The sequence below is a fragment of the Actibacterium pelagium genome, assembly GCF_002285415.1.
In the GTDB taxonomy this organism is placed as follows: Bacteria; Pseudomonadota; Alphaproteobacteria; order Rhodobacterales; family Rhodobacteraceae; genus Actibacterium_B; species Actibacterium_B pelagium.
This window is the reverse complement of sequence record NZ_NSBU01000006.1, coordinates 168613-180989: the sequence shown is the minus strand read 5'-3', so window position 1 is coordinate 180989 and position 12377 is coordinate 168613. Positions and strand designations below refer to the sequence as shown.

Genomic DNA, 12377 nt, shown 5'->3' with positions numbered 1-12377 from the left:
CGCGCCGGAACCAAATTAGGAGGAAAAACAAGATGAATGATATGACCCGAAAATTCCCACGGATTACCGAGGAAGGGCTCGACGACCTTCGCAAACGCGTCGGGGTGAAGATCGAGAAAACGGTTGAACCCTGGTGCTATGAGGCCACCCGCGACAACATCCGCCACTACGCTCACGGAATTGGTGATGACAACCCGCTTTGGTGTGACCCGGAATACGCCAAGACAACGAAATACGGCGACGTTATTGCGCTGCCGAGCTTTCTGTTCGCGACCAACCGGATCATTTCGGGCTACGTGGGTGGCCTTCCGGGTGTGCATGCCATGTGGTCAGGCGCCAACTGGAATTGGCACAAGACCATTTCTCGCAATACCGAGTTTCGCACCGAGGCCTATCTGAAAGACCTGATCGAGCACGACACGCGCTTCGCCGGCAAGGCCATTCAGCAAATTTATCACGTCGATTTCTACGACGCGAAAACTGGCGACCTGTTGGCTGATGCCGATAGCTGGTGCTTCCGCACCGACCGCGATGCGGCACGAGAAAACGGCACGAAATACACCGAAGCCAAAGAGAAGGGCCGCAAAGTTTGGACCCAGGGCGAACTGGACGAGTACTACAAGTACTACGAACAGGAAGAAGTCCGCGGTGCTGAGACCCGTTACTGGGATGATGTGGCCGAAGGGGAAGACCTGCCCACCATGGTCAAAGGTCCGATGACCGCCACGGGCTTTATTGCTTATGCCCAAGGCTGGGGTGGTCTGTACATTCGTGCCAACAAACTGGCGTGGCAGCTGCAACAGAAACACCCCTCTGCGGGCCCCAAGAACCGCTATGGCATTCCCGATTGCCCCGAACGCGTGCACTGGGAAGAAGAGTTTGCCCTCGAAGTTGGCGCACCGGGCGCTTATGACTACGGCCCAGAGCGCACCTCGTGGCTGACCCATCAGATCACCAACTGGATGGGCGATGACGGGTTCCTGCGTCAGGCAAAGTGCCAAGTGCGCCGGCACAACCCTGAAGGCGACATCATCCTGATTCACGGCACGGTCATCCGCAAGTTCGAAGAAGACGGGCGTTATCTGCTGGAAATTCAGCAGCGCGCTGAACAGCAGGACGGAGAGATGTCTGCTGTCGGGTCCGCCATCGTCGAGCTGCCCAAGCGTTAAGGCGCAGGCAGCTCACTTCAACCGGTAGGGAGGCTGGTTTGAACGTGATCGAGAAAATACTGAGAAAGGTCGAGGATACCCTGCATCTTGCCGGGTGCCTCGGGCTGGTCGGGGTCGCGGTTTTAATAAACGCCGACATCCTGTTGCGTCTAATCGCGAACCGCCCGGTCCAGATCCAGTTCGAATTGACCGAACTATACCTGATGCCTGCGCTGGCAACATTGTCCCTGTCCCGGGTCTTTCGGGATGGAGGTCACCTGGCGCTGGATATTGGCCCTGAAACCCTTCCTGGGATTTTCGGGCTCGTGGTCGAGAAGGCGCGGCTTTTGCTGCCGGCCGCCTTCTTCGCCTGCGTCACCTACATGTCCGCCAAATTCGCTTGGGGTGCCTTCGCGCATAACGAGATCGAATACGGCGTCATCGACTGGCCGCTTGGGTGGGCCTATGCCGTCGCGCCTCTTGGTTGCGGCGTGCTGGTCCTGCGGCTGATCCACGATGTGTTCCGTTCTTCGGAACCGGATCTCACCCGCTAATCAACAAATGGGAGGAAATGAAATGAACAACTTGAAGAAGCTTTGTACCTTATCTGCCATCATGGCCTTTGGCGTGGCGGCCATGCCCGTCAAGGCCGAGTCCCTGCGGCTTGGTGATTTCCAATCGACCAGTCACATCGTGTCGGTCGAAGGCACGACGCGTTGGATGACAGCCGTAGAAGAGGCGACCGATGGGGCGGTTACGTTCCAGCACTTCCCCTCGCAACAGGCAGCCAAGTCCAAAGCCCAGCTTGATGCCGTGAACAACGGTATCCTTGATGTCGCGCTTCTTGGGGTGCTGTATCATGCCGAGGCGCTGCCGCTGAACTCGGTCGTTGGCCTGCCCGGCTTTTACGGGTCCGCCTCACAAGGCACCGCCGCGTTGCAAACCATGCTGAAGGAAGGTCCGCTGCGCGATGAACTTCTGGCCGCTGGCGTAACACCGATCTTCGGCTTCGTGCTGCCGCCTTATCAGGTTCTTGCCAAGAAACGCCTTGGCGCCCCGGCAGACTGGGCGGCCCTAGACATCCGCACCTCGGGCTCCACCCAAGCGATGACAGCACGCTCGATGGGGGCTGTCGGCATCTCGATCCCGGGCCCCGAAGTCTATACCGCCGTTGAACGTGGCCGTCTGGATGCCGTGCTGTTCCCGCTGGCATCTGTCCCCGGCTACAAGCTGAATGAGGTGGTCAGCCACATCTCCACCAACGGATCTTTTGGCGGCTACAGCTTTGTCATGGCGGTGCGCACCGACCTGTTCAATGGGTTGCCTGCGGATGTGCAGGCCAAGATGATCGAACTAGGTGACGAAACGGCCACCCATGTTGCCAAAGCGCAGGATGACTCGGTTGAGGGCCTTCTGGCTGAGTGGAAGTCGCAAGGTATCGAGACTTACGATCTTTCCAACGATGAACTGGCCGCCCTGCGCGACAGCATGAAAGCCGTTGGCGAAGACTGGCAAACCCGCATCGGTGGTGAAGGCTCGCACGCGGTGCTGAACCGCTATCGTTCGCTGACCTCGAACTAACACCGTCCAGACAAAAACGAACCGGGTGGCCCCTAGCGCCCCCCGGTCTTCAAATAGATCGAGCCACGACGATGCTGACTTTTATTGCCCTTCTTGCTTTGCTTGCCCTGTTCATGGTGTTTCGGATGCCCATCGCCTTTGCCATGGGGCTAGTCGGGTTCTTTGGCCTTGCCCTGCAACTTGGCTGGCGCCCGGCATTCGCCGTACTGGAACGTGCCTTCTTTGACAGTTCCTCCTCGTTCATCCTGGTGGCGATCCCACTGTTCATTCTGATGGCCGAACTTCTGACATCAGGAGATGTGACCCGGCGCGCCATCTTTGCCTGCCAGTCCTGGATCGGACATGTCAAAGGCGGGTTGGCGATGGCAACGGTCGCCGCTTCGGTCATCCTTGCAGCGCTTGTCGGCAGCTCGACAGCTTCAACCGCTGCGATGGCTGCCTCGGCCTATCCGGAAATGCGCAACCACAATTATGCCGATCGCCTTGCCGCAGCGGTGGTCAGTGTCGGCGGCACACTTGCCGTTGTCGTACCACCGTCGATCGTTCTGGTGGTCTATGGCGTCCTGACCGAAACTTCGATCGGCAAGCTGTTCATCGCAGGTATCGTCCCGGGCTTGCTGACGGCCACTGGACTTGCTGTCGTCATCAAGTTCATCGCCATGCGCACCGATCAAGCCCCCAAGGGTGATCCGTTTGATCTTGGCAAAGCCGCCCGTGCCAGCCGCCATATTATTCCGATGGCCCTGCTTATGGTGGCCGTGATCGGGGCCATTTACGGGGGTATCGCCTCTCCGTCCGAGGCTGCTGCATTGGGCGTGATGGGCTCTTTGCTTATCATTCTCGCACAACGCACGATTAGCTTTAGCGCCTTCAATCGTTCGGTTTCTGGTGCGATCCGTGCGACGGTGATGATCGTCACGATCGTGACCTGCTCGGCCATCTTCGCCAATTACCTCGTATTCACACGGATCACCCACTCTCTTCTTGAATTCACTTCGACCACGGAACTGCCGCGCGAGGCGATCCTGATCTTCATGGTCTTGATCCTGCTGGTGATGGGCATGTTCATGGATCAACTGGCGATCCTGTCATTGTCGATGCCGCTCGCATTTCCAACCGCAATGGCGCTTGGTTACGATCCGATCTGGTTTGGGATCGTGGTAACCAAAACCGTCGAGATCGGTCTGTTGACGCCACCCTTGGGCTTAAACGCCTATGTCGCTTCGGCCCAGACAGGTGTTCCGCTGCGCACGATCTTCAAGGGGGTCGTACCCTTCCTCTTGATGGAGGTGTTGGTTCTGGTGTTGCTACTATGCTTCCCGCAGATCACCCTATGGCTGCCATCCTTGATGCTGAAATAGAGATTGCGACTGGCGATCTGCTTTGATCCCAGAAAACTGAAGATGACCCTTGCCGGGAAAGTGCCTTTGCGCTTTCCCACCAGATCTCCCAGCTTTGCGAGGCAGATCTAGGGGTAACCGCCGACCCTCAATCGCCGCTCGACCATCTTCAGAAGCAGCGTTAGGAACAGCGCAAGCAGCAGGTAAAGAACCGCGCTATAGGCATAGGTTTCCATCGCATAGCCCCGGGCGAACACCGAGCGCGTTTGCCCCATCAGGTCCATGACTGTGATGGTCGATACAAGCGCGGAACCTTTCATCAAAAGGATCAGTTCATTGCCATAGGCGGGCCACGCCACACGGATTGCCTGTGGCAGCAAAATGCGGCGCATGGCCTGCCCGCGCGACATGCCGCAGGATACGGCGGCCTCGTATTGGCCCGGTGGCAATGTGGCCAGACCTCCGCGCAAGATTTCAGCGATATAGGCAGAGGTGTTGATGGTCAGCACGGCCAAACCCACGGCCCATCCACTTTTGAAGAACGGCCAAAGCACCCCAAGCTGTTCTTCCCCAAGAGAGCCAAGCCCGAAGTAGACGATCCAAAGCTGCACAAGAAGCGGCGTGCCACGGAACACATAAGACCATGCCCAAGCCAGCGAGCGCACGGACGGCCCACCCGAGACACGCCCAACCGCGACCAGCGCCCCAATGAAAAACCCAATAAACGACGACAGGAGCAAAAGCTCTACTGTCACCAGAATCCCGTCGATATAGCGCGGGCAATACTTTGCGAAACTGGCGGGGGTCGTATCCTGCGCCAAAAGGCAAACCGCATCGGATACCGCGTATTTAATGTCCTGATAACCCACTAGCGCGCCATCCCACGGTTAAGCCGTTTTTCCATTCGCGCACGCAGATGGTCAGAAACCGCCGTCATGATCAGATACAGAAGCCCTGCGGCCAATAGGAACAGCAGCGGGTTACGTGTTGCTTCGCCCGCGACCTTGGCGACGCGCAGAAGTTCGTCAATCGCCAGCACGGCGGCAAGCGAGGTATCCTTCAACATCACAAGCCAAAGGTTCCCTAAGCCCGGCAAGGCAAAGCGCCACAGCTGCGGCACGCGAATGCGCTGAAATATCTGCCAGCGTGACATGCCAACGGCCAGCCCAGCCTCGATCTGGCCCTTGGGCACGGCAAGATAAGCGCCCCGGATCACCTCGCAGCAATAGGCCGCAAAAATGGCGGAAAGCCCCGCGACCGCGGCAGCAAATTTGGGAACTTCAAACGTGGTTTCAAAACCCAGCCACTGTCCAACTGTGGCAACCGCTTTCTCGGTGCCGAAAAACACCATCAGCAGGATCAGGAATTCGGGCACACCGCGAATAAAAAGCGTATAGGCCTCGGCCAGCCAGCGAGCCGGTGCGAGCCGCGACAATTTCATCATCGCCAGCACCAGCCCGAACAAAAGCCCAAGCGACAAGGATGCCAGCGCCAGACGAATGGTCAGCAAAGCCCCGATTATAAGGTCGTCGCCCCATCCGGAATCGCCGAAGCTTAAAAGCTCGAACATGCCCTCAACATCCCGCTTGTTGGGGCGGCGAAATAGATCGCCGCCCCGAAGTTAGATCAGTAGATGTCTACGCCGAAATACTGCGTCGAGATTTCGCCGTAAGTACCATCAGCGATAATCCCGTTCAGCGCCGCGTTCAGCGCATCCTTCAGCTCACCTTCGTTCTGACGGATGGCAATGCCGATCTTGTCGTCGATATCGATACGATCACCAGCGATCGAGAAGCCAGCATTATCCTTCAGCCACTCAACGGCCGGGAAATAGTCAGCAACGAACGCGTCAATGCGGCCTGCTTCAAGGTCCGCGAAAGAGGCTGTGGTGGTATCGTAAAGTCGCAGGTCACCGCGGGTGCCCATCTGCTCTTCAGCCCAGACGGCCGCGATGGTCGAACGCTGTGCGCCAACCGAATATTCTTTGACATTTTCAGACGTCACACCGGACCCGTCTTTGGCAACAACCACCAGAAAGTTGCTGTAGTACGGATCGGTGAAATCGACGGTTTGCAGGCGCTCTTCCGTGATCGACATAGAAGCGATGATCGCGTCGTATTTACCTGCGGTCAGGCCCGGAATGATGCCGTCCCAATCCTGTGCGACGATGACGCATTCTGCTTCCATCTTGGCGCACAATGCATTGGCAATATCCACGTCGAAGCCCACAAGCTCGCCCGCTGCATTGACTTCGTTGAACGGAGGGTAAGCGCCTTCCGTGGCGATACGCAGAGGCTCTGCCATGGCGGGGGTCGCGGCAAGAAGCGCGAGGGTCATAACTGTTTTTTTCATGTTCTTTTCCCGTTGGTTGCTAGGTTGGTTAGGTCACAGGACCTTTTTAAGAAACTGTTTGCACGAGGCGGTCTGAGGGTCGCCAAAAAGTTGCTCTGGCGCACCACGCTCACCGACACGTCCCTGATCAAGGAAAACGACCTCGGTAGAAACCTCTCGGGCGAAACCCATCTCGTGGGTAACCACGATCATGGTACGGCCTTCACCAGCGAGGTCGCGAATAACCGCCAATACTTCGCCCACCATTTCTGGATCAAGTGCCGATGTCGGTTCATCGAACAAGATGACACTGGGATCCATGGCAAGGGTTCTGGCAATGGCCACACGTTGCTGCTGGCCTCCGGAAAGCTGGCTAGGGTAGACATCTGCCTTTGCTGACAGGCCAACCCGATCCAAGAGTTCCTGCGCATGCGCTATCGCCTCGGCCTTTGACTTGCGTGACACACGGATTGGGGCCTCGATCACGTTTTCCAGAACCGTCATATGGTTCCACAGATTGAACTGCTGGAACACCATACCAAGTTGCGCGCGGATTTCCCGCAATTCTCGCTCTGACGTCACCTTGGCGGGCCCGTTTTCAGGGTTCGACAAGGGCATGCGGCGGCCCTGCACAAAGATTTCGCCTTTGGTCGGGATTTCCAACAAGTTCAGGCAGCGCAGAAAGGTGGATTTCCCCGACCCTGATGCACCGATCAGCGAGATTACATCATGCCGGTTCGCCGTCAGGTCGATGCCCCTCAACACCTCCAGATCGCCGTAGGACTTGTGCAGATTACGCACTTGGATGATGGCTTCGCCCATCTATGGTTTCCCTGTTCTTTAGCGCAGAAACACAAGCGGGAAACTGTCCCCGGCTTGCCTTTGATCTGCGGACCGACTGATGTTCATCGTCTGTAAACGATGAGGTCAAGCTTTACGCGGCGGCATCAAGGATTCGGGACCGTTTTGACCGCTCCCGCTCCAGCATACCAAACAAACCACGCGGATAATCCGGTTCGACCAAAATATCCAGCATTTCTGCGAAATCAGTCCCGTGCCCCTTATCGGGCCCAGAATACGATACGACCGCGTACCTGAATGACGGCTTCAACCCAATAGCGGGCGTTCCATGAAGTAGACATAAGGCTTCCATTCGTTGGGGAAGCCGTCAGGATGCGCCATGTCCGTAAATCCAGCCGCCTCATACATCGCCCTGGCATGTGTCAGGAAAATTGCAGATGAGAAGATGACCTTTTGGTAACCATCTTCGATCATCTGATCAAACATCCGGTTCAATAGGCGTCGGCCCACCCCATATCCACGTCCGGCCTCGCTTACGAACATACGGTTGAATTCGGCAACACCAGCGGATTGTTCATTGTACATCACACACCCAGCCGGTTGATCGTCTACTAACCCAATAAAGATACCGCCTCGTGGTCGCGCGTGCAGCTCTGGCAAGTCCCGCAGAACCTGCGCAAAGCGCTCGGGGTCCATTGGGTTTCCCTTTGTTGGCCAGTCCGATGGGTAATTATCCCAATGCCAGTCCAGCCACTGTCGGCACAAGTCGCGCACTTGCTCTACTTCAGAATCGTTCGACGCAAGTTTTATGGAGATAGCCATAAGTCTTTTCCAAATACCTTCATCTCATCGATCAATTCGGCTCACCAGCCACAACGGCCCTAGGGGTGCAGAACAGCCTGACAGAGCCGTTAAGCACACGCGAACATGCCCTGCCCTGACAGCCGTCGGGTTTGATCGGCTCACCCCAAGTGTAGCAAGCCGGTTCAAATATTTGTGGCTAAATTTTGGGGAAGCGTCAAAAGACGTGAAGGCAGCCTTCTCTTGGTGTGAGATGCACCTGCTGACCCGGTTCCCACTGCGTATCGCCTTCGCGCTTTACGGTCATGCTGCCAATCCCCGGCACTTCGACATAGGCAAGTGTTTCGCCCCCCAAGTGTTCAACATGGCGCAGTTGACCGGTCCACATGCCGCCACCCTGGGTAATATCAATATGTTCTGGCCGAATGCCGATCTTGGCCCCGCCGAGCGCTTTTGCGGGCGCACCTTCGACGAAATTCATGGTGGGCGACCCGATGAAACCCGCCACGAACGGTGTTTTCGGTTTTTGGTAGAGCTCCATAGGCGCTCCGACCTGTTCAATCTTGCCGCCATTCAACACAACAATCTGGTCAGCGAGGGTCATCGCTTCGACCTGATCATGTGTGACGTAGACCATCGTTGCGCCCAGACGACTGTGAAGTTCGGCCAATTCCACCCTCATTTGTCCACGCAATGAGGCATCCAAATTCGACAAGGGTTCATCAAACAGGAACACGCGAGGCTTGCGAACAATCGCGCGGCCGATCGCGACGCGCTGCCGTTGCCCTCCGGAAAGCGCCTTGGGCTTCCTTTCAAGCAAATGGGTCAGTTGCAGGGTCGATGCGGCCTCTTCAACCCGCGCGGCAATCTCCTCTTTGGGCAAGCCGGAAAGCTTCAAGCCAAACCCAATGTTCTCGCGTACCGTCATATGTGGGTAGAGCGCGTAGCTTTGAAAAACCATCGCGACACCCCGCTCTGCCGGGTCGAGGTGCGTGACATCCTCACCACCGATTTCGATCGCACCAGAGCTTGCCTCTTCAAGGCCGGCTATCGATCGCAACAAGGTGGACTTACCACAGCCCGATGGACCGACCAGAACCGTGAAAGAACCGTCTGGCACATGCAGGTCAAGTTCGGGAATAACTTCAACTGAACCAAACGCCTTACGGAATCGGGTGAAACGGACGTCAGCCATGGACGATCTCCTTTAATTGCGTGGTTGTGTTTTTGTTCGGCAAAATGCGGACTTCGCCACCCGGATCCTCTGGGTAGAAAAGGTTTGTCACCCAAAGCGTTCCGTCCATAGCGGACAGCTCTACAACACCGCGATCCACATAGAATTGAAGCTCAAGAGTCTCTTCCATGGGCCAATCGAATTCGATGCTTAGATCATGGCCGAAATTCTGCATATCGGGGTGTTCGTCTCGATGGCAGTGAATTACACCGGTCGCTGCGGCTTTGCGCGACAGCACGAACTGAGGCGTTTCCGAACCAAAGAGGAGGATTGCGGTCCTATCACCCTCCACCATTTCAAACGTTTTCGCGAAACCGTATGTTCCGGATGACACAGAAGAGGATTTCAGCTTGTTCAATACCTGTTCCGGCAAGTTTTGGCGCAGTCGTCTTCCCTTTGGCGTATTCACCAAAGAAAGGATGCGCGGCAGCGACATCACACCGCGAAACGCCTTTGTCGGGGTCTCTCGTGCATAGTCCCAGTTACTGATCCACGCCATGACGACCGGTTCACCACCAGCCCGGTCAAAAAATCCTTGCGCGGCATAGAAATCCCGACCGCGATCCATCCACAGCATCTGATCTGGATCACCGTGATTTTCAAAACGTTGGCCGTCAAAATCCCCAATGAAGTACATGGTGCCGGACCCGCCATTGGCCGCCCCTGACTGTACCCCCACGATCAAAACCCAGACTTCGCCACCGTCGCCGTCGTCGAACCGCAACAAATCCGGGCATTCCCAAACGCCACCGCGGTACGAGATATCCGCCTCGCCAAAACGACTTTCGAAGCGCCAGTCGACGAGGTCTGTTGAGGAATAAATTCCGATCTCCTGCCCCAAAGTCACCAGCATGATCCAGCGAGAGGTTTGCTCGTGCCAGATCACTTTGGGATCGCGAAACGCTTCACGCCCAGGGTTCGGAAGAATGGGGTTTCGGTAATCCCGCGCAGATTTGGTTAGCGATCGATCTGCATGAACCAAACACTGCACCTGGTGATCACGCCCTTCCGGTGTCAGCGAGTGCGCCGTGTAGAAGATCTTGACGTCACCATCTGGCGTTTCCACCGCGCTACCCGAAAAGCAGGTTCCCATCTGGTCGGGCGCAAGCGCTATTGGCCTTTCCTCCCAAGACAACAAGTCATGGCTGACGGCATGGCCCCAATGAATGTCGTCATGGTCGATACCGTCAGGATGATGCTGGAAGAACATGTGCCAGACGGAATCCAGCCGGATCAGGCCATTTGGGTCGTTCATCCAACCGTTCATCGGACTGAAATGGAGATTGGGTCGATGTAGTTCCGACATTTGTTAACCTTTGACGCCCGAGTTCATAACCGAAGCGATGAATTGGCGCTGCATGATGAGAAAGAAGATGATGACGGGCACAGCCATCGACACCGAGAAAGCCATGACGTCACCCCAAGGAATGCGCTGGTTGGTTCCGAAGTAAGACGCCATAGCAACGGTTAGCGGGCGCACTTCCGGACCACGCGTAACCATCACGGGCCAGAGGTAGGCATTCCAAACTTCCAAGAACTGCAGAATGGCAACCGCCGAGATCACCGGCTTGGACAAAGGCATGGCAATGTAGCGCCAAACTTGGAAAAAGCTGAACCCATCCAACCGTGCGGCTTCGATCAGGTCTTTCGGTATCCGCGAAAAAAACTGATAAAACAGGAAGATAGACATCGCATGCGCAATTCCCGGCAGCACCTGAACGGTATAGGTATCAATCAGCCCAGCCCACGCGGCCATCATCAACTGCGGCAGAACGAGGCTTTCAGCAGGCACAGCCAACGTCGCAACAATCAGAAGCAATACCGGCTTTCGAAGACCCAAGGTTCCTTGCGCCAGCACAAAGGCGGCCATCGAGTTGAACAAGATCGACAGTGAAAGCGTGGACAGAGTGATGATGAGCGTATTCATCATTGTCCGGGCAAACGGTTGCTGCGGATCAAGCCAGATGTCAGCGTAGTTCTTCAGTGAAAACTCGTGCGGGATGAAGGACTTGATAGACCCCATCGAGATGAGGATATCCTGTTCGTCCGGATTCAGGCTGACAGTGACCATCATCATCAAAGGCAACATCACACCAAGTGCAGTGATGCCGGCGAAGACAAGCGGAAGAGAACTGCGACGCATCACGTCTCTCCTTCATTTTTCAGGATGATGCGCTGCAACAGCGCGATAGACACAACTGCCAAGAAGAAGATGACGGCCACCGCCGAGGCATAGCCGACCTTCTGCGTCGTGTAGCCCTGCTGGAACAGGTAATAGATGATTGTCGTCGTCGCGCCGTTGGGCCCACCCTTGGTCATGATAGAGACCTGAGTGAACAGCTTGAGCGCCTGAATCGTCGTGATGATGAGCAGGAAGATATTTACGTTACGCAATCCCGGCCAGGTTACGTACAAGAACCTCTGCCAAGCATTCGCGCCATCCAACTGCGCAGCCTCATATTGGTCACCGGGGATGTCTTGCAGCCCTGCAAGGTAGATCAGCATCTGGTAGGGGAATGTGGCCCAAGCCGACAAAACGACCAGTGAGACCATCGCCGTAGACGACGAGCCGATGAAGTCGATATAGGCCTCTGACCCCGCAAAGAATTGATAGATCGCATTCAGCGGTCCGGTGGGAATGCGATAAATCACGGCCCAAATGGCCACCACGACAGACATCGGCAGAAGCAGCGGGAAAACCGAAATCGCCCTAAACATTCCGCGGAACGGGAGTGCTGTGTTCAACACCAAGGCGACCGACAGGGAAATGAAAAGCTGGAACGGCACGACCAAAGCGGCAAAGAGCGCTGTGTTACCTACCGCTTTCCAAAACAACGGGTCATCAAACAGCCGTTCGTAATTCGTGAACCCAACAAACCGTGTTGGAATTGGCCTTGGAACCAGTCGTTGGTCGGTGAAAGACAGACCGATCGACATGAAAAATGGCACAACAATCAGAAGGCCTAGGAAGATTAGCGCGGGAGCGAGCATCAACATTTGCTGGCGCTTGTCGCGTGATTTAGTCGACATGGGACGACTCCTCCGAAAGTCGGGACGGTTCTTTTGGGCAGGTTGTCTACGACCACCTAGGGAACAAATCAGCCCGGAGACCCGGGCTGATCTTCATGGTCAATTGGAGCA

Annotated in this window: 13 protein-coding genes; 4 read left to right on the top strand and 9 right to left on the bottom strand. The window is 56.1% G+C overall.

Annotated features, from left to right (window positions below):
• The first annotated feature begins 32 nt into the window (after positions 1-32).
• The 4 genes from CLM58_RS07740 to CLM58_RS07725 all read left to right on the top strand — a co-directional run bounded on the left by CLM58_RS07740 (position 33) and on the right by CLM58_RS07725 (position 4090).
• Entirely contained in the window at positions 33-1169 is a 1137-nt protein-coding gene (locus CLM58_RS07740; RefSeq protein WP_095595367.1) for an FAS1-like dehydratase domain-containing protein, read from the top strand.
• A 44-nt stretch (positions 1170-1213) separates the two neighbouring features.
• The gene (locus CLM58_RS07735; protein WP_095595597.1) at positions 1214-1702 is read left to right on the top strand and encodes a TRAP transporter small permease; all 489 of its coding nucleotides are present in this window, start codon (positions 1214-1216) and stop codon (positions 1700-1702) included.
• Positions 1703-1724: 22 nt separating this feature from the next.
• Positions 1725-2729 (top strand): TRAP transporter substrate-binding protein, encoded by a 1005-nt coding sequence (locus CLM58_RS07730; protein ID WP_095595596.1) that lies wholly within the window; start codon positions 1725-1727, stop codon positions 2727-2729.
• Positions 2730-2800: 71 nt separating this feature from the next.
• Positions 2801-4090, top strand: coding sequence for a TRAP transporter large permease (locus tag CLM58_RS07725; RefSeq protein WP_095595366.1), 1290 nt, complete (start codon positions 2801-2803; stop codon positions 4088-4090).
• A gap of 107 nt (positions 4091-4197) precedes the next feature.
• Here CLM58_RS07725 and CLM58_RS07720 read toward each other — a convergent pair whose 3' ends face one another.
• The 9 genes from CLM58_RS07720 to CLM58_RS07680 all read right to left on the bottom strand — a co-directional run bounded on the left by CLM58_RS07720 (position 4198) and on the right by CLM58_RS07680 (position 12266).
• Positions 4198-4938 (bottom strand): ABC transporter permease, encoded by a 741-nt coding sequence (locus CLM58_RS07720; protein WP_095595365.1) that lies wholly within the window; start codon positions 4936-4938, stop codon positions 4198-4200.
• Positions 4938-5639, bottom strand: a complete 702-nt coding sequence (locus CLM58_RS07715; RefSeq protein WP_095595364.1) for an ABC transporter permease — start codon at positions 5637-5639, stop codon at positions 4938-4940. Before CLM58_RS07715 ends, CLM58_RS07720 begins: the two co-directional genes overlap by 1 nt.
• A 56-nt stretch (positions 5640-5695) precedes the next feature.
• The gene (locus CLM58_RS07710; protein ID WP_095595363.1) at positions 5696-6421 is read right to left on the bottom strand and encodes a transporter substrate-binding domain-containing protein; all 726 of its coding nucleotides are present in this window, start codon (positions 6419-6421) and stop codon (positions 5696-5698) included.
• Between the two features lie 33 nt (positions 6422-6454).
• The gene (locus tag CLM58_RS07705; protein ID WP_095595362.1) at positions 6455-7222 is read right to left on the bottom strand and encodes an ABC transporter ATP-binding protein; all 768 of its coding nucleotides are present in this window, start codon (positions 7220-7222) and stop codon (positions 6455-6457) included.
• A 285-nt stretch (positions 7223-7507) separates the two neighbouring features.
• Positions 7508-8023: a GNAT family N-acetyltransferase gene (locus CLM58_RS07700; protein ID WP_095595361.1), complete on the bottom strand. Its 516-nt coding sequence runs from the start codon at positions 8021-8023 to the stop codon at positions 7508-7510.
• Between the two features lie 196 nt (positions 8024-8219).
• Entirely contained in the window at positions 8220-9197 is a 978-nt protein-coding gene (locus CLM58_RS07695) for an ABC transporter ATP-binding protein (protein ID WP_095595360.1), read from the bottom strand.
• Complete coding sequence (locus CLM58_RS07690) at positions 9190-10503, bottom strand: glycoside hydrolase family 32 protein (protein WP_268236444.1); 1314 nt, start codon at positions 10501-10503, stop codon at positions 9190-9192. The genes CLM58_RS07695 and CLM58_RS07690 overlap by 8 nt, the downstream gene beginning before the upstream one ends.
• A gap of 42 nt (positions 10504-10545) precedes the next feature.
• Positions 10546-11379: a carbohydrate ABC transporter permease gene (locus tag CLM58_RS07685; RefSeq protein WP_095595358.1), complete on the bottom strand. Its 834-nt coding sequence runs from the start codon at positions 11377-11379 to the stop codon at positions 10546-10548.
• Entirely contained in the window at positions 11379-12266 is an 888-nt protein-coding gene (locus CLM58_RS07680) for a carbohydrate ABC transporter permease (RefSeq protein ID WP_095595357.1), read from the bottom strand. Before CLM58_RS07680 ends, CLM58_RS07685 begins: the two co-directional genes overlap by 1 nt.
• Between the last annotated feature and the right edge of the window lie 111 nt (positions 12267-12377).

Excerpts from the sequence above, each read along its gene's own strand:
- CLM58_RS07695 (WP_095595360.1), bottom strand. The coding sequence starts at position 9,197 with ATGGCTGACGTCCGTTTCACCCGATTCCGTAAGGCGTTTGGTTCAGTT.
- CLM58_RS07690 (WP_268236444.1), bottom strand. The coding sequence starts at position 10,503 with ATGAACGGTTGGATGAACGACCCAAATGGCCTGATCCGGCTGGATTCC.
- CLM58_RS07705 (WP_095595362.1), bottom strand. The coding sequence starts at position 7,222 with ATGGGCGAAGCCATCATCCAAGTGCGTAATCTGCACAAGTCCTACGGC.
- CLM58_RS07685 (WP_095595358.1), bottom strand. The coding sequence starts at position 11,379 with ATGCGTCGCAGTTCTCTTCCGCTTGTCTTCGCCGGCATCACTGCACTT.
- CLM58_RS07740 (WP_095595367.1), top strand. The coding sequence starts at position 33 with ATGAATGATATGACCCGAAAATTCCCACGGATTACCGAGGAAGGGCTC.
- CLM58_RS07680 (WP_095595357.1), bottom strand. The coding sequence starts at position 12,266 with ATGTCGACTAAATCACGCGACAAGCGCCAGCAAATGTTGATGCTCGCT.
- CLM58_RS07700 (WP_095595361.1), bottom strand. The coding sequence starts at position 8,023 with ATGGCTATCTCCATAAAACTTGCGTCGAACGATTCTGAAGTAGAGCAA.
- CLM58_RS07710 (WP_095595363.1), bottom strand. The coding sequence starts at position 6,421 with ATGAAAAAAACAGTTATGACCCTCGCGCTTCTTGCCGCGACCCCCGCC.
- CLM58_RS07715 (WP_095595364.1), bottom strand. The coding sequence starts at position 5,639 with ATGTTCGAGCTTTTAAGCTTCGGCGATTCCGGATGGGGCGACGACCTT.
- CLM58_RS07725 (WP_095595366.1), top strand. The coding sequence starts at position 2,801 with ATGCTGACTTTTATTGCCCTTCTTGCTTTGCTTGCCCTGTTCATGGTG.
- CLM58_RS07730 (WP_095595596.1), top strand. The coding sequence starts at position 1,725 with ATGAACAACTTGAAGAAGCTTTGTACCTTATCTGCCATCATGGCCTTT.